This is a genomic window from Pseudomonas sp. SWI36 (assembly GCF_002948105.1).
Classification (GTDB): domain Bacteria; phylum Pseudomonadota; class Gammaproteobacteria; order Pseudomonadales; family Pseudomonadaceae; genus Aquipseudomonas; species Aquipseudomonas alloputida.
This window is the reverse complement of record NZ_CP026675.1, coordinates 4,180,724-4,205,955: the sequence shown is the minus strand read 5'-3', so window position 1 is coordinate 4,205,955 and position 25,232 is coordinate 4,180,724. Positions and strand designations below refer to the sequence as shown.

19 protein-coding genes are annotated in these 25,232 nt (G+C 65.0%); 9 read left to right on the top strand and 10 right to left on the bottom strand.

Annotated elements, in window-relative coordinates:
• The first annotated feature begins 2 nt into the window (after positions 1 to 2).
• From C4Q27_RS20150 to C4Q27_RS20115, 8 genes are all read left to right on the top strand, one after another.
• Complete coding sequence (locus C4Q27_RS20150) at positions 3 to 947, top strand: DUF58 domain-containing protein (RefSeq protein ID WP_020193144.1); 945 nt, start codon at positions 3 to 5, stop codon at positions 945 to 947.
• Positions 944 to 1,438 (top strand): DUF4381 domain-containing protein, encoded by a 495-nt coding sequence (locus C4Q27_RS20145; RefSeq protein ID WP_010953039.1) that lies wholly within the window; start codon positions 944 to 946, stop codon positions 1,436 to 1,438. The genes C4Q27_RS20150 and C4Q27_RS20145 overlap by 4 nt, the downstream gene beginning before the upstream one ends.
• Positions 1,431 to 2,507 carry a VWA domain-containing protein gene (locus tag C4Q27_RS20140; RefSeq protein WP_010953038.1) on the top strand — a complete coding sequence of 359 codons (1,077 nt, stop codon included), beginning with the start codon at positions 1,431 to 1,433 and terminating at the stop codon, positions 2,505 to 2,507. The genes C4Q27_RS20145 and C4Q27_RS20140 overlap by 8 nt, the downstream gene beginning before the upstream one ends.
• A complete protein-coding gene (locus C4Q27_RS20135; protein ID WP_104887263.1) occupies positions 2,504 to 4,222 on the top strand; it encodes a tetratricopeptide repeat protein in 1,719 nt (572 codons plus the stop codon). Before C4Q27_RS20140 ends, C4Q27_RS20135 begins: the two co-directional genes overlap by 4 nt.
• Complete coding sequence (locus tag C4Q27_RS20130) at positions 4,219 to 5,850, top strand: BatD family protein (protein ID WP_064492360.1); 1,632 nt, start codon at positions 4,219 to 4,221, stop codon at positions 5,848 to 5,850. Before C4Q27_RS20135 ends, C4Q27_RS20130 begins: the two co-directional genes overlap by 4 nt.
• Before the next feature lie 162 nt (positions 5,851 to 6,012).
• Positions 6,013 to 7,251: an exonuclease SbcCD subunit D C-terminal domain-containing protein gene (locus C4Q27_RS20125; RefSeq protein WP_012053234.1), complete on the top strand. Its 1,239-nt coding sequence runs from the start codon at positions 6,013 to 6,015 to the stop codon at positions 7,249 to 7,251.
• Complete coding sequence (locus tag C4Q27_RS20120; RefSeq protein ID WP_104887262.1) at positions 7,248 to 10,892, top strand: AAA family ATPase; 3,645 nt, start codon at positions 7,248 to 7,250, stop codon at positions 10,890 to 10,892. The genes C4Q27_RS20125 and C4Q27_RS20120 overlap by 4 nt, the downstream gene beginning before the upstream one ends.
• Complete coding sequence (locus C4Q27_RS20115; protein ID WP_064492362.1) at positions 10,889 to 11,482, top strand: glutathione S-transferase; 594 nt, start codon at positions 10,889 to 10,891, stop codon at positions 11,480 to 11,482. Before C4Q27_RS20120 ends, C4Q27_RS20115 begins: the two co-directional genes overlap by 4 nt.
• Before the next feature lie 955 nt (positions 11,483 to 12,437).
• On the opposite strand, the gene C4Q27_RS20090 is transcribed toward C4Q27_RS20115, so the two are convergent.
• The 10 genes from C4Q27_RS20090 to C4Q27_RS20045 form a co-directional block, all read right to left on the bottom strand.
• Positions 12,438 to 13,568, bottom strand: coding sequence for a lactonase family protein (locus C4Q27_RS20090; protein WP_256599681.1), 1,131 nt, complete (start codon positions 13,566 to 13,568; stop codon positions 12,438 to 12,440).
• Positions 13,534 to 13,824 carry a DUF5629 family protein gene (locus tag C4Q27_RS20085; RefSeq protein WP_020415640.1) on the bottom strand — a complete coding sequence of 97 codons (291 nt, stop codon included), beginning with the start codon at positions 13,822 to 13,824 and terminating at the stop codon, positions 13,534 to 13,536. The genes C4Q27_RS20090 and C4Q27_RS20085 overlap by 35 nt, the downstream gene beginning before the upstream one ends.
• Before the next feature lie 62 nt (positions 13,825 to 13,886).
• A complete protein-coding gene (locus C4Q27_RS20080) occupies positions 13,887 to 16,262 on the bottom strand; it encodes an RND family transporter (RefSeq protein WP_104887875.1) in 2,376 nt (791 codons plus the stop codon).
• Between the two features lie 20 nt (positions 16,263 to 16,282).
• Positions 16,283 to 17,323, bottom strand: a complete 1,041-nt coding sequence (locus C4Q27_RS20075; RefSeq protein WP_104887258.1) for a YCF48-related protein — start codon at positions 17,321 to 17,323, stop codon at positions 16,283 to 16,285.
• Between the two features lie 272 nt (positions 17,324 to 17,595).
• A complete protein-coding gene (gene pepN / locus C4Q27_RS20070; protein WP_104887257.1) occupies positions 17,596 to 20,253 on the bottom strand; it encodes an aminopeptidase N in 2,658 nt (885 codons plus the stop codon).
• A gap of 13 nt (positions 20,254 to 20,266) precedes the next feature.
• Positions 20,267 to 21,097 (bottom strand): DUF2797 domain-containing protein, encoded by an 831-nt coding sequence (locus tag C4Q27_RS20065; protein WP_064492366.1) that lies wholly within the window; start codon positions 21,095 to 21,097, stop codon positions 20,267 to 20,269.
• Positions 21,094 to 21,354 carry a YeaC family protein gene (locus tag C4Q27_RS20060; RefSeq protein ID WP_003247224.1) on the bottom strand — a complete coding sequence of 87 codons (261 nt, stop codon included), beginning with the start codon at positions 21,352 to 21,354 and terminating at the stop codon, positions 21,094 to 21,096. The genes C4Q27_RS20065 and C4Q27_RS20060 overlap by 4 nt, the downstream gene beginning before the upstream one ends.
• A gap of 13 nt (positions 21,355 to 21,367) precedes the next feature.
• Positions 21,368 to 22,255: a rhomboid family intramembrane serine protease gene (locus tag C4Q27_RS20055; protein ID WP_020193768.1), complete on the bottom strand. Its 888-nt coding sequence runs from the start codon at positions 22,253 to 22,255 to the stop codon at positions 21,368 to 21,370.
• Complete coding sequence (locus C4Q27_RS20050) at positions 22,252 to 23,223, bottom strand: metallophosphoesterase (protein ID WP_010953024.1); 972 nt, start codon at positions 23,221 to 23,223, stop codon at positions 22,252 to 22,254. Before C4Q27_RS20050 ends, C4Q27_RS20055 begins: the two co-directional genes overlap by 4 nt.
• Positions 23,223 to 24,113, bottom strand: a complete 891-nt coding sequence (locus C4Q27_RS20045; protein WP_003247220.1) for an NAD(+) kinase — start codon at positions 24,111 to 24,113, stop codon at positions 23,223 to 23,225. Before C4Q27_RS20045 ends, C4Q27_RS20050 begins: the two co-directional genes overlap by 1 nt.
• On the opposite strand from C4Q27_RS20045, the gene C4Q27_RS20040 reads away from it, so the two are divergent.
• Entirely contained in the window at positions 24,112 to 25,134 is a 1,023-nt protein-coding gene (locus tag C4Q27_RS20040) for a DUF1853 family protein (RefSeq protein ID WP_104887256.1), read from the top strand. The two genes, C4Q27_RS20045 and C4Q27_RS20040, sit on opposite strands and share 2 nt — an antisense overlap.
• Positions 25,135 to 25,232: the final 98 nt, after the last annotated feature.

The window sequence follows — 25,232 nt, the reverse complement described above, 5'->3', positions numbered from 1 at the left end:
CCATGCCCACTGCGCAGCTGGCCGAACACGGCATCCGCATTGGCCTTGCCGAGCTGATCGACATGCGCCACCGCGTGCGCGAAATCCAGCTGTTTTCCAAGCCCGGCCAGCGCAGCCCACTCGTGGGCCTGCACCATTCCAAGCTGCGTGGGCGCGGCGTGGACTTCGACCAGGTGCGCGTTTACCAGGCCGGCGATGATGTGCGCAACATCGACTGGCGTGTCACTGCGCGTACCCAGGAGCCGCACACCAAGCTGTTCCACGAAGAACGCGAGCGGCCGATCTTCATCCTCGTCGAGCAAAGCCAACGGCTTTTCTTCGGCTCAGGGCTGATGTTCAAGTCCGTGCTGGCGGCCCAGGCTGCGGCGCTGTTCGGCTGGGCAGCGCTGGGCCACAACGACCGCATCGGCGGCCTGGTGTTCGGCGACAACGAACACCACGAAATCAAGCCCCGACGCAGCAAGCAGAGCCTGCTGCAACTGCTCAACCGCTTGGCAAAGGTCAACCAGTCACTGCACACCGAAGCCATACCCGGGGCCGACAGCCTCGGCCTGGCCCTGCGCCGCGCCCGCGAAGTGCTGCGCCCCGGCAGCCTGGCCATCGTGATCTGCGATGAACGCTCGCTCAGCGCCCAGGTGGAACAGCACCTGGCCATGCTCTCACGGCATTGCGACCTGCTGTTGCTGCCAGTATCCGACCCGCTCGACCACGCGTTGCCCGCCGCCGGCCTGCTGCGCTTCGCCCAGCGCAGTGCCCAGCTGGAGCTCGATACTCTCGACGCCAACCTGCGCCAGGCCTACCGCCAGCAGGCCGAAGCCCGCATCGAGCGCTGGGAGCTGATGGCGCAAAAGCTGAGGGTGGTGCTGATGCCACTGAGCACGCAAAGTGAAATGGTCGAACAACTGCGCGAGTACCTGAACGCCCAGCGGCCACGGAGCGCGTCATGAACCCGCTCGACCAGTTGCACCCACTGATCGCCCCGGCACCGGTCAGCCTGTGGCCACCCGCACCGGGTTGGTGGCTGCTGCTGGCCGTCCTGCCACTCCTGGGCTGGGGCCTGTGGCGGCTGCGCCGCTGGCGCCCGGGCAAACGCCGCATCGTGCGCGCCGAACAACCCCTGGACCCGGTGCGCCTGGAGGCCTTGGCCGAGCTGGCCCGCCTGCCACGCCCGTATGACGGCGCCCCGGCCGGCGCCTGGCTGCAACAGATCAACGCCCTGCTCAAACGCCTGTGCCGCAACCACTACCCAGGCGCCAACAGCCACACCCTCAACGGCCGCGAGTGGCTGGCCTTTCTGGATAACCGCTGCCCGGCCGCCGGCCTGACCCGCTGGATGGTACTGGTAGAAGGCGCCTATAAACCCGAGTGCAAGCTCGACGACAAGGCCATCGCCGGGCTCAGCCAAGCCGTCGAAATCTGGATCCGCAAGCATGTTTGAACTGGCCTGGCCGTGGGTCTTCGCCCTGTTGCCGCTGCCATGGCTGGCGCGCCTGCTGCTGCCCGCAGCCGACAGTGGTGAACCGGTGCTCAAGGTGGGTTTCCTCAACGAACTGGAAGGCCTGGCCGGGCGCCGCGCGCGGCTCAACCTGCCCACCTGGCGCCAGCAGGCACCGTTCGTCGTCATCTGGCTGTTGCTGCTGTGCGCCGCCGCGCGCCCGCAATGGCTGGGCGAACCCGTGCCGATCGCCGCCAGCGGCCGCGACCTGCTGGTGGCGGTGGACGTGTCCGGGTCGATGGACTTCCCCGACATGCAGTGGCAGAACGAGGACATCAGCCGCCTCGACCTGGTCAAGGCGCTGATGGGCGACTTCCTGCAAGACCGTGAAGGCGACCGCGTGGGCCTGATCCTGTTCGGCAGCCAGGCCTACCTGCAGGCGCCGCTCACCTTTGACCGGCGCACCGTGCGCACCTTCCTCATCGAGGCGCAAATCGGCATCGCAGGCAAGAACACCGCCATCGGCGACGCCATTGGCCTGGCGGTCAAACGCCTGCGCGAACGCCCGGCACAAAGCCGGGTGCTGGTGCTGATCACGGACGGCGCCAACAACGGCGGGCAGATTCACCCGCTGACAGCCGCCCGCCTGGCGGCCCAGGAAGGCGTGCGCATCTACACCATCGGTATCGGCGCCAACCCCGAAGCCAGTGGCACCCCAGGCCTGCTCGGCCTCAACCCGAGCCTGGACCTGGACGAAGCCGCGCTAAAGGAAATTGCCGACATCACCCACGGTGCCTACTTCCGCGCCCATGACGGCGCCGAACTGGACGCTATCGGCGATACCCTCGACCAACTGGAGCCAGTGGCCCAGCAACCGACCCAGGCGCGCACAGCCCAAGCCCTGTACGCCTGGCCCCTGGCGCTGGCGCTGCTGCTCAGCGTGCTGCTGGTGGTGGCCGTGCAGTGGCCCGACAACCTGTTGCAGCGCCTGCTGCGCAAGCCGCGCTTCCTGCAGCCGCACCCGGAATGGCGCCAGCGCTTGAAGCGCCTGCGTTTAAGGAGGCGGCGATGATCGACTTGTGGCCCCAATGGCTGCGCCCGCTCTGGCTGCTGGCGGTTCCCGTGCTCGGCTGGCTGCTGTACAAGCTGTGGCACCGGCGCAAGCGCGCCGGGCGCTGGCAGATGATTCTGCCGCCAGCCTTCCACGGTGTACTGCTGGGTGGCGGCAGCGGCAGCACCAGCAAACTGCCGTGGGTGGCGCTGGGCCTTGCCTGGTTACTGGTGATCCTGGCGCTGCTCGGGCCCAGCTGGCAGCGGCTGGAAGAAAGCCGTCAGCGCCCGGCCGACCCCTTGGTGATCCTGCTCGAACTGACCCCGCAAATGCTCGCCGAGGACAGCCCGCCCAACCGCCTGGAACAGGCCCGGCGCAAGATCCTCGACCTGCTTGAACACCGCCGCGACAGCCAGACGGCGCTGGTGGTGTATGCCGGCTCCGCGCACACCCTGGTGCCGCTGTCCGACGACCTGGCCACCACCCGCAATTTGCTCGAGGCCATCGACCCGTCGATCATGCCAAAACCCGGCCAGCGTGCCGACCTGGCCGTGCAAAAAGGCCTGGCGCTCCTGGCCCAGAGCGGCCTCGGCCAAGGCCGCCTGCTGCTGGTAGGCTCGGCGCTCAGCGCCGCCGAGCGCCAGGGCATCACCCAGGCCCTCGGCCGCCAGGGCCCAAGCCTGCTGATGCTGGGCATCGGCAGCCGCGAAGGCGCCCCGGTGCGCCAGGTCAATGGCGAATACCTTAAAGACGACCAGGGCGGCATCCTCTTGCCTCGCCTGGACAGCGCCAGCCTGAAGGGATTTATCAGCGGCACGGGCGGGCGCTACCGGCACGCCCGCATCGACGACCTCGACCTGCGTGGCCTGGGCCTGTTCGACAACCCGCGGAGCGGGCGCAATGACGGCCAGACCCTGCAACTGGACAGCTGGGCCGACCAAGGGTACTGGCTGCTGATTCCGTTGTTGCTGCTGGCCGCCTGCGCCGGCCGGCGCGGCTGGCTGTTCTGCCTGCCGCTGCTGCTGGCCTTGCCGCAGCCTGGCCATGCTTTCGAGCTCAACGACCTGTGGCTGCGTCCCGACCAGCAAGGCCAGATGCTGCTGGAGCAAAACCGCCCGGCCAGCGCTGCGCGTCACTTCCAGAACCCGCAATGGCGCGGCATGGCCCTGTACCAGGCCGGCGACTATGCCGGTGCCGCCGAGGCATTTTCCCAAGGCGACACTGCAGCAGCCCACTACAATCGAGGCAATGCCCTGGCCCGCAGTGGCGAGCTGGAAGCCGCCCTGGATGCCTACGAGCAAGCCCTGGAGCGTCAGCCCGACCTGCAGGCCGCGCTGGACAACCAGGCGCTGGTGCAGCAACTGCTGCAACAACGTGAAGCCAAGGCCGAGGAACAACCACCCGGCAGCGATGCCCAAGACACGCCCGGCAGTGAAACCGAAGGCAACAGCAGCTCGGCCAGCAGCCCGGCCCAAGGCACACCCGGCGACGACCAACAGGCCAGCTCCGAACAACCCGGCGAAAGCAGCAGCAACAGCCAGGCCGCACCCGGCAACCAGGCCGGGAGCGACGACAGTGTCATCCAGCCGCCACAGCGCCCGGTGTCGACCAGCCTCGACGGCGAACAGCGCCAAGCCCTGGAGCAATGGCTGCGGGAAATCCCCGACAACCCGGCAGAGCTGCTACGACGCAAATTCTGGTATGAACAGCAATTGCATCAGGAAAAATCACGATGAGTCGCTTCGGCGTCCTTCTCCTCACCCTGCTGTGGGCCGTGCTGGCACAGGCCGAACCGCTGCTGCAGGCCAGCGTCGACCGCACCCGCCTGGAAGCTGGCGAAAGCCTGGAACTGACCCTGGAAAGCCAGGACGTCACCCAGTTCGGCAAGCCCGACCTGCGCGCCCTGGAAGGTGACTTCGAAGTGCGCGGCACGCGACAGCTGAACAGCCTGCACACCCTGGACGGCGAAACCCGCGCCAGCACCCGCTGGATCATTACCCTGCTGCCACGGCGCAGCGGTACCCTGCGCATCCCCGAGCTGCGGCTGGGCCAGTCGCACAGCCAGGCCATCGAACTGCAAGTGCTGCAGGCCGATGCCAGCCGCCAGGACAACGCTCAGGTATTCATCGAAGCGACCCTCGACAGCCAAGACGTCTATGTCCAGGCCCAAGCCGTGCTGACCCTGCGCATCTACCACTCGGTAGCGCTGTACGACGACAGCAGCCTCAGCCCCCTGCAACTGGAGAACGCCAAGGTCGAGCCGTTGGGCGAGTCGCGCACGTATGAAAAGGAAATCAACGGCGTGCGTCATGGCGTGATCGAAACCCGCTATGCGGTGTATGCCCAGCAAAGTGGCACCCTCGACATCCCGTCACTGACGTTCACCGCCACGGCAGCTGCCAGCAGCGACGAAGCAGCGCAGGCCAATGGCACGGCCCGCGCCGGCCACCAGGTGCAGGTCAGCTCGCTGCCCTTGCGCCTCACGGTACGGCCGATTCCGGCAGCCTGGCCGGCTGACTTGCCGTGGTTGCCAGCCAGCAGCCTGACCCTGGAAGAGCACTGGAGCCCCGACCCGGGCAGCCAGCAGGTACAGATTGGCGACTCGCTGACGCGCAACATCACCTTGCGTGCCGAAGGCTTGTCCAGCACCCAACTGCCGCCGCTGCCGGCTACGGAGATCATCGGCCTGCGCCGCTACCCTGACCAGCCGCTGCTGCGCAACGAAATCAGCGAACGGGGCATGACCGCCAACCGCGAAGAGCGCGAGGCCCTGGTGCCGACCCACAGCGGCACGCTGGCCTTGCCGGCGCTGGAAGTGGCCTGGTGGAACACCCGCGAAGACCACCTGGAACACAGCAGCCTGCCGGCGCGCACGCTGAACGTGCTGGACAACCCGGCACTGAGCGCCGACACCCCGGTGGGCGACAACAGCAGCGCCAGCACCCTGCTGTGGCCCTGGCAGCTGTCCACACTGGTGTTTGCCCTGACCACCGTGCTGGGCTTTGCCCTGTGGTGGCGCGCCCGTTCGCGGCCAGCGGTGCTGCGCACGGCGCAGAACGGGCCAAGCCCACGCACCTTGCTGGACGACCTCAAGCGCGCATGCCAGGCCAACGACCCCCAGGCTACGCGCCAGGCGCTGGATGCCTGGGCCCGGCAGCAACCGGAAACCCTGGCCGAGATGGCGGCGCGCTTCGTGCCGTTGTCGGATGCGCTGGATGGTTTGAACGGGGCGTTGTATAGCGAGAGCGGGCAGTATTGGCAGGGGGAGGATTTGTGGCGGGCGATTGGTACCATTCCGCCAGCTGAGCAGGTGTTGCTGCCGACGGGCGAGAGCGGCAGCTTGCCGCCGCTCTATCCCAAGTAGGCCAGCAGGTGTTCGCCATAAGGTTTTCAGCGCCTGTCACAGGCGCTGAAATTCTTGGGACGAACATCTGCCCCCCAATCCCTCGCCCTGCACCCCGAATCCCGCTTGGGTTACCATACCGCCCTTTCCCCGCTTGCCCGACTCGACACCAACAGGTCATCCATGCGTCTGTTTCATACCTCCGACTGGCACCTGGGCCAAAGCCTGCACGGCCAGGAACGCGACTTCGAACACGCCTGCTTCCTCGACTGGCTGCTCGGCCAGCTGCGCCTGCGCCAGCCGGATGCGCTGCTGATTGCGGGCGACATCTTCGACACCGTCAACCCGCCCGTCAAAGCCCAGGAACGCCTCTACGACTTCATCGTCCAGGCCCACGAGCAACAACCCAAGCTGGACATCGTAATGATCGCCGGCAACCACGACTCCGGTTCGCGCATCGAGCTGCCGGCCGCACTCATGCGCCGCCTGCGCACCCATGCGTTGGGCCGTGTGCACTGGCTGGACGAGGGCCAGCTGGATGCCGAACGCCTGTTGATTCCGCTGACCAACGGCCGTGGCAAGGTGGCCGCCTGGTGCCTGGCCCTGCCGTTCCTGCGCCCGGCCGAAGTGACCGGCCCGCAGCTGGGTGACGACTACCTGCAAGGCATCACCCAGGTGCACCAGCAACTGATCGCCGCCGCACTGAAGAAACGCAAGAAAGACCAGGCGCTGATCGCCATCAGCCACGCGCACATGGCCGGTGGCGCGGTGTCGGAAGACTCCGAACGCAGCCTGATCATCGGCAACGCCGAGGCGCTGCCGGCCAAGCTGTTCGACAAGGCTATCAGCTACGTCGCCCTGGGCCATCTGCACAAGCCGCAGAAGGTCAACCGCGAAGAGCGCATCCGCTACAGCGGCTCGCCAATCCCGCTGTCGTTCGCCGAAATCAACTACCCGCACCAGGTCCTGGAAGTGGAGTTGGACGGCAACGGCCTGGTCAGCGTCGAGCCACGCCCCGTACCACGCGCCGTGGCCCTGCAACGGGTGGGCCCGGCACCGCTGGGCGAGCTGTTGCAGCAACTGGCCGACCTGCCAGTGATCGACCTGCTTGAAGACCCCAACCGCCAGCCCTGGCTGGAGGTGCGGGTGATGCTCGACGAGCCGCAACCCGACCTGCGCCAGCAGATTGAAACCGCGCTTGAAGGCAAGGCGGTACGGCTGATCCGCATCAGCGCCGAGTACGCCGGCCGCAACAACGCCGAAGACGATGACCTGGCCTTTGTCGAACTGGCCCAGATGACCCCGCAAGACCTGTTCAGCCGCGCCTGGGAGCAAGCCTATGGCAACCCCGCCGACGAGCAGGCGCTGGCCGACTTCGCCCTGCTGTTGCAGGACGTGCAGCAGGAAGAGGAACAGCCATGAAGATTCTCGCCATCCGCCTGAAGAACCTGGCATCGCTGGCCGGCCCGATCGACATCGATTTCACCGCAGAACCCTTGGCCAGCGCTGGCCTGTTCGCCATCACCGGGCCTACCGGTGCCGGCAAGAGCACCCTGCTTGACGCCCTGTGCCTGGCGCTGTTCGGCACCGTGCCACGCCTCAATGCCATTGGCCGTGAGGCCAAGGTGCCGGATGCCGACGGCGACATCCCCACCTCCGACCCGCGCAACCTGCTGCGCCGTGGCACCGGCAGCGGTTTTGCCGAGGTCGATTTCGTCGGTATCGATGGCCGCCGCTACCGCGCCCGCTGGGAAGCCAACCGCGCCCGCGACAAGGCCAACGGCAAACTGCAACACAGCCGTCAGAGCTTCTACGACCTCGACAGCGAGCAAGTGCTCGGCAGTGGCAAGAACGAATACAAGCAACTGGTCGAAGCCCGCCTGGGCCTGAACTTCGAGCAGTTCACCCGTGCGGTGATGCTGGCCCAGAGCGAGTTCGGCGCGTTTCTCAAGGCCGACGACAAAGACCGCAGCGAGTTGCTGGAAAAGCTCACCAACACCGCGATCTACACCCGTCTGGGCCAGCGTGCCTTCAGCAAGGCACGCGAAACCGGCGAGGCACACAACGCCTTGAAAGAACGCGCCAGCCATCTGCTGCCGATGGCTGCCGAGGCCCGTGCCGAGCTCGACCAGCGCCTGGAGCAGGCGCAACAGCAGTTCAAGGCCGACCAGGCCGGCGAGCGCCAGCTGGAGCAGCAACGCAACTGGCTGAATGAACAACACCAGCTACAGGCCCAACACACCGAAGCCAGCACCGCGCTGCAGGCCGCCGAACTGGAATGGCAACAGCTGGCCGAACCACGCCTGGACCTGGCACGCCTGGAGCGCCTGGCCCCACAGCGTCACCAGTTCCACCGCCGACAGGACCTGAGCGCACAGCTGGCGCCAGTGGCCGCGAAAATTACCGAACAGCAACAGCAGCAAGCCGAACTGCAGGTGCGCACCCGCGAACTCGAACAGGCGCTGGACACTGCGCGCCAAGCGCTTGCCGACCGCCAGGCCGAGCACGGCGAGAACGCGCCGCGCCTGCGCCAGGCCTTTGCCGCCCAGGATACGCTGGCACGCCTGGACCAGGAGCTGGCCGCCCAGCGCAGCATCAACCAGCAGGCGCAACAGCAGGTCGCTGACGGCCAGCAGCAACTGCAGCAGCTGGAAGACAACCAGCAGCGCAGCGTGCAACAACTGGCGCTGATCGACACCGCGCTTGCCGACAGCCAGCACCTGGCGGGCCTGGCCAATGCCTGGCACGCCTACCTGCCGCAATTGAAACAGGTGATGCTGATCGGTGGCCGCCTGACCAAGGGCCGAGAAGAGCTACCCGGCTTGCAGGCCCAGGCCAGCCAGGCCAATGCGCACTTGCAGGCCGAGCGCGACGCCTACGACCTGTTGTTCCGTGAAGCCAAGGCCGAACCCCAGGCCCTGGCCGAGCAGATCGACCTGCTCGGCGGCATGCTGCAGGACAACCGCAAACAGCAGCGCGCCGTAGAGGAAATGTCACGCCTGCACGGCCGTGAACAGGAGCTGCGTCAGCAGCTGGATGCCCTGCGCGAACGCCAGCAGCAGGCCATGCTGCAACGCCAGCAACTGATTACCGAAGGCACTGCCGCCAAGGCCGAGCTGGAGGCCGCCGAACAGGCGTTGATGCTCACCCGTCAACTGCTGGAACGCCAACGCCTGGCACGCAACACCAGCGTCGAAGAACTGCGTAACCAACTGCGTGACGGCGAACCCTGCCCGGTCTGTGGCAGCGCCGAACACCCGTTCCATCAGCCAGAAGCGCTGCTGCAGAGCCTTGGCCGCCATGACCAGGCCGAAGAGCACGCCGCGCAGAAGCAGGTCGAAACGCTCAACAGCAAGCTGGTGGAGCTGCGTACCCAGCTGGGTGTGGTCAATGCCCAGCTCAAGGACTTCCAGCAACAGCAGCAGCAACTGGGCGAACAGTTGCAACCGCTGGTGGCTCAGGTACAGGCACACAGCCTGTGGCCAGCCCTCGCCCCGCAGGACGACAAAGCCCGTAGCGCCTGGCTCGACAGCCAGCTGCGTCGCCTGGATGAAGAAATCAGCCAGGACGAGAAACGCCAGAGCGCCCTGCTCGCCCTGCAACGGGACGCGGCCCGCCTCAACCAGCAATTGCAGGCTGCCCACGACGCCCAACAACAGGCCCAGCGCCACCTGGAGCAACAGCACCAGGCCCTGGCCAACGACGAGCAGCTGTTGCAGCAAGGCCTGAACGACCTGGCCGGCGTACTACCAGAGGAAGCGCTCAAGGCCCTCAACGACGACCCGGCCAATGCCTTCCTCGCCCTCGACCAACAGATTGCCCAGCGCCTGCAGCAACTGGAACAGCGCAAGGACGAACAGGAAGAACAGCAAGCCCGGCAAGCCCAGCTGGACAAACTGCGCGATCAGCAACAGGCGCGCGTGCAAGGCCTGCAGCAGTTGCAACACAAGCTCGCTGCCCTCGACGAACAGCGCCAGCAGGCCCAGGCGTCGCTCGGCGAGCTGCTTGGCGAACATGCCAGTGCCGAAGCCTGGCAGCAGCATATGGAAGCCACGCTGGAACAAGCCCGCGCCCTCGATGCCGACACCGCCCAGCGCCTGCAAGATCTGCGCACCCAAGGCGTGCAACTGGCCAGCGAGCTCAAGGCCAATACCCAGCAACAACAGGCACTGGATGCCGAATGCCAACAGTTGCAGGCCCAGATCGCCCAGTGGCGCAGCGAGCATCCTGAACTGGACGATGCCGGCCTCGATCGCCTGCTGGCCATGGATGACGCGCAAGTCAATGAATTGCGCCAGCGTTTGCAAGGCGCGGAAAAAGCCATCGAGCAGGGCCGCGTCCTGCTGCAGGAGCGCGAACAGCGCCTGCAGCACCACGCTGCGCAGATGACCGTGGAAACCACGGTCCAGGCCCTGGAGCAAGCCTTGGCCGAACTGCGCGAACGCCTGGCAAGCCACGAGCAGCAATGCGCCGAATTGCGTGCACAACAGGCCGACGACCAGCGCCGCCAGCAGGCCCACCAGGCGCTGGCGGCAGAAATCGAACAGGCCCACCAGCAGTGGCAACGCTGGGCCCGCCTCAATGCCCTGATCGGTTCGGCCTCCGGTGATGTGTTCCGCAAGATCGCCCAAGGCTACAACCTTGACCTGCTGCTGCACCACGCCAACGCCCAGCTACGTCAGCTGGCCCGTCGCTACCGCCTCAAGCGCGGCGGCAGCGCCCTTGGCCTGCTGGTGCTGGACACCGAGATGGGCGACGAGCTGCGTTCGGTGCACTCGCTGTCGGGCGGGGAAACCTTCCTGGTGTCGCTGGCCCTGGCCCTGGGCCTGGCGTCGATGGCGTCCAGCACCTTGCGTATCGAGTCGCTGTTCATCGACGAAGGTTTCGGCAGCCTCGACCCCGAGTCGCTGCAACTGGCAATGGACGCCCTCGACGGCTTGCAAGCCCAGGGTCGCAAAGTGGCGGTGATTTCCCACGTACAGGAAATGCACGAGCGCATCCCGGTGCAGATCCAGGTGCGGCGCCAGGGTAATGGCCTCAGTGACGTGGAGGTGTGCGGGTGATCCTCTACTCGTTCCGCCGCTGCCCGTGGGCCATGCGTGCGCGCCTGGCCCTGCGCTATGCCGGCTGCGAGGTGGAGATCTGCGAAGTGGCGATGAAGAACAAGCCGGCAGAGTTGCTGGCCTTGTCGCCCAAGGGCACGGTACCGGTGCTGGACACCGGTGCCGAGGTACTGGAAGAGAGCCTGGACATCATGCGCTGGGCGCTGACGCAGAACGACCCGCAGGACTGGCGGCTACAGGCCAACCCTGCGGCTGCGCAGCAGGCTGAAACGCTGATTGCGCGCAATGACACCACGTTCAAGGCGCACGTGAACCTGTACAAGTATGCTGAACGTTACCCGGAGCATTCCCGCGAGCATTACCGCCAGCAGGCCGAGGTCTGGCTGGCGGAGCTCGAAGGCTTGCTGGCGGGGCGGGCTTACCTGCTGGCCGACCACCCGAGCATGGCCGATGCCGCGTTGCTGCCCCTGATGCGCCAGTTTGCCGGAGTGGAACCGCAGTGGTTCGCCGAGGCGGCTTATCCGCGCGTGCGGCGCTGGCTGGAGGGGTGGCTGGCTTCGGAGCTGTTCAAAGCGATCATGATTCGCTGAACAGACACTTGGCTACAAATGGGGGCCGTAGGCACGGGTTCACCCGCGAACACCGGCGCAGCCGGTGCCATGCAACGCGTCGCCTGCTTCGCGGGTAAACCCGCTCCTACGACGGCCTGTGTCCACCACCGATGCGTGTGTAGGAGCGGGTTTACCCGCGAATACGGTGGCGCGGCAACGGTGAACGGCGGGTGGAGATTGGCCGGCAGGCCCGGCCCTTTCGCGGGTGAACCCGCTCCTACGACGGCCTGTGTTCAACCACCGAGCGCATGTAGGAGCGGGTTTACCCGCGAATACGGTGGCGGCTGCGGCGATGAACGGCTGGGGGAGATTGGCCAGCAGGACCGGCCCTTTCGCGGGTGAACCCGCTCCTACGACGGCCTGTGTTCAACCACCGAGCGCGTGTAGGAGCGGGTTTACCCGCGAATACGGTGGCGGCGGCAACGGTGAACGGCGGGTGGAGATTGGCCAGCAGGGCCGGCCCTTTCGCGGGTGAACCCGCTCCTACGACGGCCTGTGTTCAACCAACGAGCGCGTGTAGGAGCGGGTTTACCCGCGAATACGGTGGCGGCTGCGGCGGTGAACGGCTGGGGGAGATTGGCCTGCAGGCCCGGCCCTTTCGCGGGTGAACCCGCTCCTACGACGGCCTGTGTCCACCACCGATGCGTGTGTAGGAGCGGGTTTACCCGCGAATACGGTGGCGGCAGCAACGGTGAACGGCGGGTGGAAATTTGGCCAGCAGGGCCGGCCCTTTCGCGGGTGAACCCGCTCCTACGACGGCCTGTGTCCACCATCGATGCACATGTAGGAGCGGGTTTACCCGCGAATACGGTGGCGGCTGCGGCGGTGAACGGCTGGGGGAGATTGGCCAGCAGGACCGGCCCTTTCGCGGATAAATCCACTTCTTGCAGTGTGTGTCTGGCCAGTTCGCCTATGGGCGAACCCTCCCAACCCCTCAATCGATGAACTTCAGGTCCGAAGGCGCGTCCTGCGCCATGGTCTGCACGGTCTCCCCCAACTCGCCAGTCAAGAGATCACGGCGCATGACCACGATCTGGTTGCTCTTCTGGTTGGCCACCAGCAGGAAATTGCCGCTAGGGTCCAGGGCAAACTCGCGGGGGTGGTCGCCTTCCACGGAGCGGCGCTGCACGAACGTCAACTGGCCGTCATTCTTGCCAACCGCAAACACCAGGATTTCATTCGCCGTACCACGGTTGCTCACGTACAGGAAACGGCCGTCCGCCGACAGGTGCAAGCCTCCTGCCGCCTTGGCCGCTGCATCCTGCTGCTCGGTCAGCGGTAGGCGTTGACGCTCAAGCAAAGCAGCGTCCTCGACGTCGAACATCACCACTTCGCCACTCATTTCCAACGTCAGGTAGGCGTGCTGGCCCTTGGCGTCGAACAGCAGGTGACGGGGACCACTGCCTGGCGGCAAGGCCACCGATGCCGGGATTGCCGGGCTCAACGGTTTGTCCACACTGGCGCCGTCGTAGCGGTAGATGAATACCTTGTCTGCGCCCAAGTCGCAGGCATAGACATGCTGGCCATCGGGCGACAGCACCAGTGCATGCACATGGGCACCGGCCTGACGCTCAGGGTTGACCCCGCTCGCCTTGTGCCGGGCCTGTTGCACCACGGCCTTGAGCTTGCCGTCCCTGGCCACCGGGATTACCACCAGGCTGCCGCCGGGGTCAGGCGTGACCGCGTAGTTGGCCACGAACAGATAACGCTGGTCACGACTGAGGCTGGCGTGAGTCGGTTCGTCACCTTGGGTGGCCACCTGGTTGAGCGGCTTGATTTCGCCCTTGGTGCTGACGCTGAAACTGCTGGCATGGCCACCCGGGGTTTCATTGACCACGAACAGCTGGCGCTGGTCGGCCGACAGCACAAGCCAGGAAGGATTGACACTCTTGACCACTTGTTGCGGTGTGGGCTCGATGCGGCCGGCCTTGTCATCGAACAGGTAGCGGTAGATACCCTGGCTGGCGCCATCGGTGTAGCTGCCCACCAGCAACGTCGAGGCGTGGGCGTGGATAGTCAGGCTCATCAGGCTAGCGGTCAGCAGGGTCGTCCAGGTCCGGTTCATCTTGGTCATCATCCGGGGCGCGAAAGGCACTCATACAGACTAGCCGATGCGCGCCGTTGGCATCGTCGAGTTGCCACTCGTCTCCGGTGGCGATGGCGGCAGCGATTTGCTCAGGGGTGAACGACCAGCGACGCAATTGGCGGCCGTCCATGCATTCGACAGTGAGGCCGGCTTCATCAACGGTGAAATCGAAGGCGTGCAGGCCGTCGATCAAAAGCATATCGCAGGACTGCAGGGCGGTAGCGAGGGGGGACATAGGGGTACCCATCTGAAATGAGCTGGCAGTATAACCGGGGGGCCGCAATGCGGCCCCCTCAATCAATGGGCGAAGATCGACCCACCCTCCTTGCCCACCATCTTCTCAGGCTTGATCAGGAACCGCGCCAATGCCGGTAGCAGCCACAGCGCACCAAACATGTTCCAAAGCAGCATGAAGGTCAGCATCAGGCCCATGTCCGCCTGGAACTTGATCGCCGAGAAGATCCAGGTGCATACGCCAATGGCCAGGCACAGCCCGGTGAACAGCACCGCCTTGCCGGTCGAGCGCAGGGTCTGGTAATACGCCTCCTGCAACGGCAAACCGGCACGCAGGAAGCTTTCCAGGCGGCTGTAGATATAGATGCCATAGTCCACGCCAATGCCCACCCCCAACGCCACCACCGGCAAGGTCGCCACTTTCACCCCGATACCCATGTAGGCCATCAGCGCGTTGCCCAGCACCGAGGTCAGCACCAGCGGCAGCACGATGCACAGCGTGGCGGCGAACGAGCGGAAGGTGATCAGGCACATCACTGCCACGCAGATGTACACCAGGATCAGGATGGTCAGCTCGGCCGACTTGATCACTTCGTTGGTCGCAGCCTCGATACCGGCGTTGCCCGCCGCCAGCAGGAACTGCAGGCCTTCCTTGTCATGGCTGTCGGCAAATGCCTTGGCCACGGCGGTGACGCGCTCCAGCGTTTCAGCCTTGTGGTCATTGAGGAACACCAGCACGGGTGCCAATGAGCAGTCGCCGTTGTAAAGGCCGTCGGCCCGGGCGATGGAGTTGTTGAGGATGTCCGGGTTACGCGACAGGGTTTCCCATTTCAGGCTGCCCTCGTTCATGCCCTTGATCACCTGTTTGGAAACGGTGACCAAGGAAATCGCCGACTGCACGCCAGGGGTGTTTTCCATGGTCCACATCAGCTCGTCGATCGGCGCCATGGTCGAATGGACCGAGCACTTCTCCGACGGTGTCTTGACCATGATCACCAGCACATCGGAACTGGTCGAGTAGTTGCTGATGATGAAGTTGTTGTCCTGGTTGTAGCGCGAGTCGGGGCGCAGCTCCGGTGCGCCCTGGTCGAGGTCGCCGATCTTCAGGTTCTGGCTGTACCACAGGCCACCGCCGAAGGCAAGCAGCGCCAGCACCACCGACACCGGCGCCACCTTGGCACTGGCGAAATTCGACAACAGGCGCCAGAACGGGTGCTCGCGGGTCGCGTCTTTCTTGCTGCGCTCGATGGCCTTCTTGCTGATGCCAACATAGGAGATGGCCACCGGCAGCAGGATCAGGTTGGTGAACACGATCACTGCCACGCCGATGGAAGCGCCAATGGCCAGTTCGCGAATCACCCCGATGTCGATGATCAGCAGGGTAATGAAGCCCACTGCGTCGGCAAGAATGGCGATCATTCCCGGCAGGAACAACTGACGGAATGTGCGCCGGGCAGCGGTAAGGGCGTTGTCGGCATCACTCGACTGCAGGGCGATGCCGTTGATCTTCTGCACCCCGTGGGAAATGCCGATGGCGAAGATCAGGAACGGCACCAGCATCGAGTACGGGTCCAGGCCAAAGCCCACCGCATGCATCAGCCCCAGTTGCCAGACCACCGCCACCAGCGTGGTAATGAGCACGGCGACAGTGCTGCGGATGCACCAGGTGAACCAGTACAACAACACCAAGGTGATCACCAGGGCGACGCCGAAGAACATCGCCACCATCACCAGGCCATCGATCAGGTCACCGACCTTCTTGGCAAAGCCGACGATGTGGATTTTTACATTGGGGTTCTGCGCCTGGAACTTGTCACGGATCTTCTCTTCCAGCAGGTGAGAGAACTGCTGGTAGTCCAGCTTCACCTGTTTGCCCGGGTCCTGCGGGTCGGGGTAGCTTTCCAGCAGCGGCACGTCGACGATGCTGGACTTGAAGTTGTTGCCTACCAGGCGCCCCACCTGGCCTGACTTGAGCACGTTGTCGCGCAGGGTATCGAGGCTGTCCTGCGACCCGTTGTAGGTGTTAGGGATGACCTCGCCACCGGAAAAACCCTCTTCGGTGACCTCGCTCCAGCGCACGCTGGGGCTCCACAGTGACTTCAGCCCGGCCCGGTCGACACCGGGGATGTAGAACACCTCGTCATGGATCTGACGCAGGGTCTCCATGTAGTCCTTGTCGAAGATGTCACCGTTCACCGCCTCCACCGAGATGCGCACGGTGTTGCCGAGGTTGGCCAGGTCGTTGCGGTGCTCCATCATCTGCTCGATGAACGGGTGCTGCAGCGGGATCATCTTCTCGAAGCTGGTGGACGGGCGAATCTGCGTGGCCTGCCAGAACAGGAAAATGCTGACCAGCACGCACAGGGCGATGACCACTGGGCGGTTGTTGAAGATCAGGCGTTCGAGCAGCGTGGCTTTATCCTGGTGATGCGGGTGCATGGTAATGCTCTCCCTGCTGGTCATGGGCGCACCTCCGGAGCAGGCTGATCAGCCCCTTCGGCGCTGGCCAGGTGCACACCACCCTGCCCCACCAGCAGCAGGCCGCCGTTGGCCAGGCCACTGACGCCGGCCAGGGCCAGGCGGTCGGCGCGGTTGTACACGCTGAAGGTCTGGCCGTCGTCCGTGCTGCGCAGCACGCTGCCACCATTGCCGACCAGCACCAGGCTGCCATCATCGACAAGCGTAGCGCCTGCCAGGCCGAACTCCAGGGTACCGCGCGCGGCCTTGAGTTCGATCGGCTGCCAGCTGTCACCGAAGTCGCTGGAGCGGAACAGGTTGCCGCGAAGGCCGTAGGCCAGCAGGGTCTGCGGCCTGGCGGTGCCGATCACGCCGAACAGCGAGCCCTCGTAGGGGCCCTCGACCTTGGCCCAGGTCTGGCCGTTGTCGGTGGAGCGGAACATGCCGCCCTGCTCACCCACGATGAACAGGCCGGCATCGCGCACTTGGGCGATACCGTTCAGGTGCAGCTGGTCCGGGTTGTCCAGCCGCTCGGCCACATCCTGCCAGTGCTGCCCACCATCGGTGGTTTCCAGCAAGGCACCATAGGCCCCCACGGCAAAGCCGTGCTGGGCGTCGAGGAAGGTGACATCGAGCAAGGGTGCTTCACGGGCGAGGTCTTCGAACTGCTTGCTCCAGGTGGCGCCGCCGTCGGTGCTGGCGAGGATCTGCGCGTCATGGCCGACGGCCCAGCCACGCTTGTCGTCGAGGAAAAACACGGCAGTGAGCAATTGCCGGGTGGGTACCCGAGCCTGGGTCCAGGTACTGCCCTGGTCGTCGGAGAACAGAATGTGGCCGCGATCACCCACCACCACCAGGCGCTTGCCGGCATGGGTGGCGTCGATCAACAGGCTTTGGCTGGCCTTGGCCGATTCGGTGGAGTATTGGTCGGCTGCTGCGGCCTGGGCGCTGTCGGCCCACACCCCCAATGCCAGTGCCAGCATCGCGCTGGCTGCCCATGGCCAGGCACCACGCCTGGCTGACGTACGTAACTGTTCCCTCATGACTGCCCCCTTGTTGTGTTCTTTTTTGGTGGGTCAATGCATTGCAGGCTTTGCAAAAAGCCTGATCTAGAGGCCTGCAATAGCTTGAGGAGATCGTAGCGGGGATGTTTGCGGGAGTACAACGGGCGGGGTGTTATGTTTTGTTGTCGGCCGGGGAAAGCCGGGGCCGCTGGGCGGCCCTTCGCGGGTAAACCCGCCCGACAAAGTTTACATCCCCCTGTAGGAGCGGGTTCACCCGCGAAGGGCTGCAAAGCAGCCCCAATTCACAAGAATTACGCCAGACTCTTGCTCACAACCTCATACACATCACTGGACAACTCACCCGAAGCCAGAATGCGCTCCAGCTCACCCTTCATCAGCGCCTGACGCGCATCGTCATACTTGCGCCAGCGTGTCAGCGGCGCCAGTTGCCGCGAGGCAATCTGCGGATTCAGCGCATTCAGCTCGATCACCAGGTCCGCCAGGAAGCGATACCCGGAGCCATCGGCAGCATGGAAGTTGACCAGGTTCTGCCCGGCAAAGGCACCGATCAGCGCACGCACCTTGTTCGGGTTCTTCAGGGTGAAGGCCGGGTGCTGCATCAACGCCTTGACCCGCGCCAGCCCGCCCGGCAGCGTGCTGGCCGCCTGCACGCTGAACCATTGGTCCATGACCAGCGGGTTGTCCTTGAAGTGCTCGGCAAACGCCTCCAGCGCTTTGGCGCGCTCGGCCTCGAACGGCGAGTTGACCAGTACCGCCAGCGCGGTAAGGCGCTCGGTCATGTTGTCGCAGTGCTCGAACTGCTCCAGGGTCGCCTCCAGCACCTGTTGCTTGCCACTCTGCATCAGGTACGACAGGGCGATGTTCTGCAGGCTGCGGCGGGCAAAGTGCTCGGCCGAGGCCACATAGGCAGTGCTGCGCGACTCTTCACGGTGGGCCTGGTAACGCGCCCACAGGGCGTCGAACAGGTGTTCGGCGATCTGCTGGCGTGCGAACTCGCGGGCGGCGTGGATGGCGTCGACGTCGGCCACCTGGCTGATCTCGGTAAGGTACGCCTCACCTGGCAGCGAGAGCATTTCGGCCACCATGGCCGGGTCCAGCGATACATTGCCCAGCACAGTGCCCAGGGCGGTGATCAGGCGCTGGTCGAGCTTCAGGGCTTCGCCGCGTTGATGCTGGCCGATCAGTTCCTGCAGTACCTGCACCGACAGCTGCTGGCCCGCTTCCCATCGGTTGAAGCCGTCGCTGTCGTGCTGCATCAGGAACATCAGCTGGTCGCGGTCATACGGGAAGCTCAGCTTCACCGGGGCGCTGAAGCCACGCAACAGCGACGGCAGCGGCTTGGCCTGGATGCCCTGGAAGGTGAAGGTTTGCTCGGCATCGGTTACCGACAGCACGCGGCTGGTTCCTTGAGCACCGTCTTCGCCAGCCAGTTGCAGCGGCAGGTCGTTGCCGTCGGCATCCAGCAGGCCCAGCTCCACCGGGATCACGAACGGCAGTTTCTCGGCCTTGTCCGGGGTCTGCGGGCAGCTCTGGCGGAACGTCAGGCTGTAGGTCTGCGCGGCGGCGTCATACGCCTCGCTGACCTCCAGGCGTGGGGTGCCCGCCTGGCTGTACCAGCGCTTGAACTGGGTAAAGTCGACGCCGTTGGCGTCTTCCATGGCCTTGATGAAGTCGTCGGTGGTTACCGCCTGGCCATCGTGACGTTTAAAGTACAGGTCGCTGCCCTTACGGAAGCCTTCGCTACCCAACAGGGTACGGACCATGCGCACCACTTCGGCGCCCTTCTCGTAGACGGTCAGGGTGTAGAAGTTGGAGATTTCGATGAAGCTTTCCGGGCGCACCGGGTGGGCCATGGGGCCCGCGTCTTCGGCGAACTGGTGGGTGCGCAGGTAGGCGACGTCTTCGATGCGCTTGACCGTGCGCGAGTTCATGTCGGCACTGAACTCGGCATCGCGGAATACCGTGAAGCCTTCCTTCAGCGACAGCTGGAACCAGTCACGGCAGGTGACACGGTTGCCCGACCAGTTGTGGAAGTACTCGTGGGCGACCACCCCTTCGACGCGCTGGTGCGCAGCATCGGTAGCGGTTTCGGCGCGGGCCAGCACACAGCTGGAGTTGAAGATGTTCAGGCCCTTGTTTTCCATGGCGCCCATGTTGAAGTCATTGACCGCAACAATCATGAAGATGTCCAGGTCGTACTCGCGGCCATAGACTTCTTCGTCCCAGCGCATGGACTTTTTCAGGCTGACCATGGCGTGGTCGCACTTGTCGATGTTCTCGGGCTCGACGTAGATGCGCAGGGTCACCTCACGGCCGGACTGGCGGGTGAAGCTGTCTTCAACGCACCACAGGTCACCGGCCACCAGGGCGAACAGGTAGGCCGGCTTCATGAACGGGTCTTCCCAGGTCGCCCAGTGGCGGCCGTCTTCGGCCGGCCCGCTGCCGATCGGGTTGCCGTTCGACAGCAAGACCGGGTAGCGATGCTGCTCGGCGATGACCGTGGTGGTGAAGGTGCTCATCACGTCCGGGCGGTCGAGGTAGTAGGTGATCTTGCGGAAGCCCTCGGCCTCGCACTGGGTGCAGAACATCTTGCCCGACTTGTACAGGCCTTCCAGGGCGGTGTTGCTTTCCGGGTGGATCTTGACGCTGGTGTCGAGGGTGAAGCGCTCGGCCTTGGGCTGCACGGTCAGGCTGTCGGCGTCGAGCCGGTAGTCGCCTGGCTGCAGTTCCTGGTCATCCAGCGAGGCGCGCAGCAGTTCCAGCTGCTGGCCATCGAGTTCCAGTGGCGGCAGGCCGGCACCGCGTGCCGGGTTGCGGCGCATGACCAGTTGCGCGTGAACCAGCGTGTGGTCCTCGAACAGCTCGAAGGTCAGGTGCGTCTCGTCGATCAGGTACTCCGGCGCCTGGTAATCCTTGAGGTAGATCACTTGCGGTTGTTCGGTACGCATGTGCAGGTCCTTTTTACTGGAGCACGGCCAACTGGTAGGCCGTGTACTTGCGAATATTGATCACACCGGTGTCGAAGATCAGGTACTGGCCCTTGATGCCCAGCAGCGTGCCCTCGGCCACCGGGTCCTTGTCGAGGTTGAAGCTGGTAATCTTCTTCGGGTACGCCTCGACCGGGTAGTTCATCTGCACCACTTCGGCGTCCGGCAGCGGCTGGATCGCCTGCAGGCCAAAGCGCCCCTGCAGCTCGCGCAGGCCGTCGGCGCAGGCTTCGAAGACCTGCTCCCGGATGGCCGGCAGGTCGAGCACCTCGGCATCGCCCTTGAGCAGCGCGCGCCAGTTGGTCCGGTCCGGCACCTGGCTGCGCAACACGTCTTCAACCAGGCCCGATTGCTGCCGGGTGGCCACGCGCATGATCGGCAACGCCTGGCTGGCGCCCTGGTCGAGCCAGCGGGTGGGCAGCTGGGTTGCACGGGTGATGCCGACCTTGATCCCCGACGAATTGGCCAGGTAGACGACGTGGTCGGTCATGCAGAACTGTTCGCCCCACGACGGTTCGCGGCAGGTGCCGGCGTCGTAGTGGCATTTTTCCGGGGCCATGATGCACACGTCGCACTGGGCCAGCTTGGTCATGCACGGGTAGCAGTAACCCTGGCTGAAGCTGGTCTTGGTGCGCTTGCCGCAATGGCTGCAATGAATGGCGCCGAGGTATTCCAGGCGCAGGCGCTGGCCGATCATGGGGTTGACCGGCACCTGGGTGTCATCCAGGCGAAAGCTGTACTGCACCACCGGTGCCTGCAGGCTTACGGCCATCTTGCTCAACGAGCCACGTGCGAGTTCGATCAATGTACCGAGTCCGACTTGAACAGAATGTTGGCGATGGGCGCGGACTTCGACGCACATTCCTGTGGGCCCATGTAGCCGGTGCGCTGGTCTTCGGGCAGGTTCTTCATCTCCCAGGCGATGACCGCCTGCAGCGACAGCTCTTTCTGCTCGGCGGTGAGCTTGCGGCCGTCGGACCATTTGCCGATTTCCACCGCCAGTTTCAGGCTCTGGTAGATTTCCGGGGTGATGTTTTCAATCATTTGCGCGAAAGTGGACATAGTGTCTCCTGATTCAAGCCGACAGTTTACGCCGGGCCAGCGCCCCACCCAAGAGCCCGGTCAGGCATCCGATGAGCAGCCCGCCGACGTGGGCGGCATTGGCGATCTGGCCAAGGCCGAGCGTACCGACCACGCCGGTCAGGCATACCACCAGCCAGATCAGCATCATCACCAGTACGCCCTTGGGCAGGTTGAAGTAACGGTCGGGCGCCAGCCACTGGTACAGCCAGATATGCCCGAGCAGGCCGTACAGCACGCCGGACAGGCCGCCAAACAGGCTCGGCCCGCTGGTGTAGTGCTGGGCCAGGTTGGACACTAGGCTGAACAGCAGGGTCAGGCCCAGCAACGCCCACGGGCCCTGGCGCAGTTCGATGCGTTTGCCCAGCTCCCAGTACCACAGGCTGTTCATGGCCAGGTGCAGCACACCGAAATGCAGTAGCATGGGCGATACCAGGCGCCACCACTGGCCTTCATCCAGGCTTTGCGCCAACGGGCTGAAGTACAGGTAGTCGCCCTGGACACGGAAGTCGAGGAAGGTGAACCAGCTGATGGTGGTGAAGTTGTCGCCAAGGCCCGTGAGGCCGGCGACGATGAAGCACAGCAGCAGGGTCAGGGTGGTGATCTTGCAGGCCTTGGCCTGGGCTGCCAGGGAAGGTTGTGTGGGGGCATTCGCCGGTGACCCCGCCCCTACAGGGTCGGCGGTGGCCGGCAGGTCGGCATTGCCGTCGGGGTAGCGCTGGTAGAGCTGCAGCACATCTTCGGCCAGGGTGTCGGGGGCCCAGAGGACTTGGGCATCACCCTCCTCGCTGACCCGGTGCGGCACCTGCAGGCGTTGCAACAGGTGGACGAAGCCGCTGAGGTCGACCGACAGCGGCAGGCGCATCACTTCGATAATGTTCATTGGTTGGCCTGTGGGCGGTCGACGTCGACCCAGACGAACTTGTGTGGGTCGATACGGGTTTCATCATCCAGCCGGTAGGCGACCAGCTTGCCGTAGAGCACGGCGCTGTAGTCCAGGCAGGCCAGGTTGGCGCGGATCGGTGCCGGCCGGCCGCTGCGCCAGTAATGCCCGACGAACAGCATCGGCTGGTCTTCGTCATAGCGCAGCAAGGCGTTCTTCTGGCTGTGGCTGAGCGGGGTGCTGGCCACTTCCTCGGGCAGGGCATCGGGCTGGAACACGATGTCACCGTAGGTTTTCGGGTCTTCTTCCCAGAACTTGGTGCGGAAGAACGCGCGGGTCAGGCCGTCGCCGCCGGTCAGCGTCAGCCCGTCCGGCAGGCGCATGTCGGTACCGCGCAACAGGCGGTTGCACACTGTGTCGGCAAAACTGCCACTGACCGCCGAGGCCTGGATGAAGTGTTCATCGATGCGGCCGTCGGGGTATTGCTGGCGCAGCGGCTCGATCAGCCGCGGGTCCCAGCAGGCGTGCACCAGACGGAAGCGTCCGGCGTCGATGAACAACGGCAGCTGGTAGAACCAGTTGACGAAATCGTGCCAATCGCCGGGGTGCTGGGCAAACTGGGTCAGGGTTTCGTCGATCAGCCGGGCATGCCGCGGCGTGTGTTCGCGGACATAGGCCTTGCCGCTGCCAGGCAGCGCCGGGGTGACCCAGCCCAGGGCATTGTATTCGTGGTTGCCCATGATGCAGAACGCCTGGCCGGCTTCGACCATGTCGTGGACGATGTGCAGCGCCTCGCGAATGCGTGGCCCGCGGTCGACGATATCGCCAAGGAACAGCGCCTGACGTCGCGGGTGGCGCCACACGCCGGCCACGCGCTTGTATCCGAGGGCGTCGAGCAGGCGTTCAAGGGTCAGTGCACAGCCGTGCACGTCGCCGATGATGTCAAAACTTCGCGCCGGATCGAGCATCAGTCGTCACTGCTCCCCAGGCGGCTGCCCCAACCCAGTTTGGTGCGGCAGACCTCGTAGTAATTGTGGTCCAGCGGGTGGATCAGGCGCAGCTTCTGCGGCTTCTTGCTGACCGTGATGGTGTCGCCGGGGGCACAGGTGAAGTGGTTCTGACCGTCACAGGACACCTGCGGGTAGATCTGCAGGTCCTTGGACACCACGATCTTCAGCTCGCTGTTGCCGTCGACTACGATCGGCCGGCCCGACAAGGTGTGCGGGTACATCGGCACGATGACGATGGCATCGAGCTTGGGGTGCATGATCGGGCCACCGGCCGACAGCGCATAGGCGGTGGAGCCGGTGGGGGTGGCGACGATCAGGCCGTCGGCCTTCTGGCTGCAGACGAACTGGCCGTCGATGTAGATCTCGAACTCGATCATGCGCGTGGACTTGCCCGGGTGCAGCACCACGTCGTTCAGCGCATCGCCCTGGCCGATGGCCTCGTGGTGGCGACGCACCTCGGCCTGCAGCAGGAAACGGTTTTCTACCAGGTAGTGGCCGTCGAGCACTTCGGCGACCTTCTGTTCCAGCTCGTCGGGACGGATGTCGGTGAGAAAACCCAGGTTGCCACGGTTGATACCCAGCACCGGAATGTTGTGCCGGGCCAGCGCACGGGCAGCACCCAGCAGGCTGCCGTCGCCGCCGACCACGATGACCAGGTCGCAGACCTCGCCCAGCAGCTTGCGGGTGGACGTCTGCAAGCCATGGCCGGGCAGCACTTCGGCAATGGTGTCCTCGAGGATCACGTGCAGGTGGCGATCGAGGAGGAATTTTTTCAGTCGGCGAATGGTGTCGAGCACCTGCGAGCTGCCAAGGCGACCGATGATACCGATATTGCGAAATTGCTCCATGGGGCTCCTGCAAGGCTCTGCGGCGGGTGACGATGCGCCGATTATGGGCGAAACCACCGGGCAGCGGCAAACCGGCTATGCTCGCAGGATGACGCCATTCGCCCAGCTTCACGACCTGCCCCGACAACTGCAGCACTCCACCGTGCGTGACCTGGCATGGGCCTTGTTGTCGCCGCCCCTGCTCAGCGCCCCACCCTGCCCCCAGCGACACCCGCTGGCGGGCAGCCTGTGGGCGCAGCAGCCGCAACGCCTTGAACAATGGTTGCGGGCCCTGGATGCCGATGACCGACCGTTGCGCGCCTGGCTGGCGCAATTGGGCAGCCGGCGCCTGGGGCATTACTACGAACGCCTGTGGCAATTTGCCCTGGGCCAGGCGCCAGGCATCGAGCTGCTGGCCGCCAACCTGGCGATTCGCGACGGCGGGCACACCCTGGGCGAGCTCGACGTGGTGCTGCGCGACCGCGACGGCGTGCACCACCTGGAACTGGCGATCAAGCTGTACCTGGGCCCGGAAGACGCCGGGCACGATCCCCATGCCTGGCTGGGGCCAGGTTGCCATGACCGGCTGGGGACCAAGCTTGCGCACCTGGCGGGGCACCAGTTGCCCATGTCCAAGGGGGCGCACAGCCGTCAGGCGCTGGCGCAGCTAGGGGTGGAGCAGGTGCAGGCGCAAATGTGGCTGGGTGGTTACCTGTTCTATCCACGGCCTGGGCATGCCGAGGCGCCGCAGGGCGCCAACCCGCAACATTTGCGTGGGCGCTGGCTTCGTCGGCGGGACTGGGTGATGGCCGAGGGCGAGCGTTGGCAGCCGCTGCAGCGGCATGCCTGGCTGGCGCCGGCAAGGGTGGAGTCAGGTGAGTGCTGGCAGGCGGAGCAGTTTGCAGCCTGGCTGCATGTGCTGGAGCAGCAGGCACCGGCGCACTTGCTGGTACGACTGGTGCCTGATGCCGATGGTGCCTGGCAGGAGGCAGAGCGGGTGTTTCTGGTGGGTGATGACTGGCCGTATCTGCCCGGTAACTGATGTCGCCTGTTCCGGCCCCTTCGCGGGCACGCCCGCTCCCACAGTCCAACTGCACAGGCTTCCAAGACTGTGCAGTACCTGTGGGAGCGGGCGGGCCC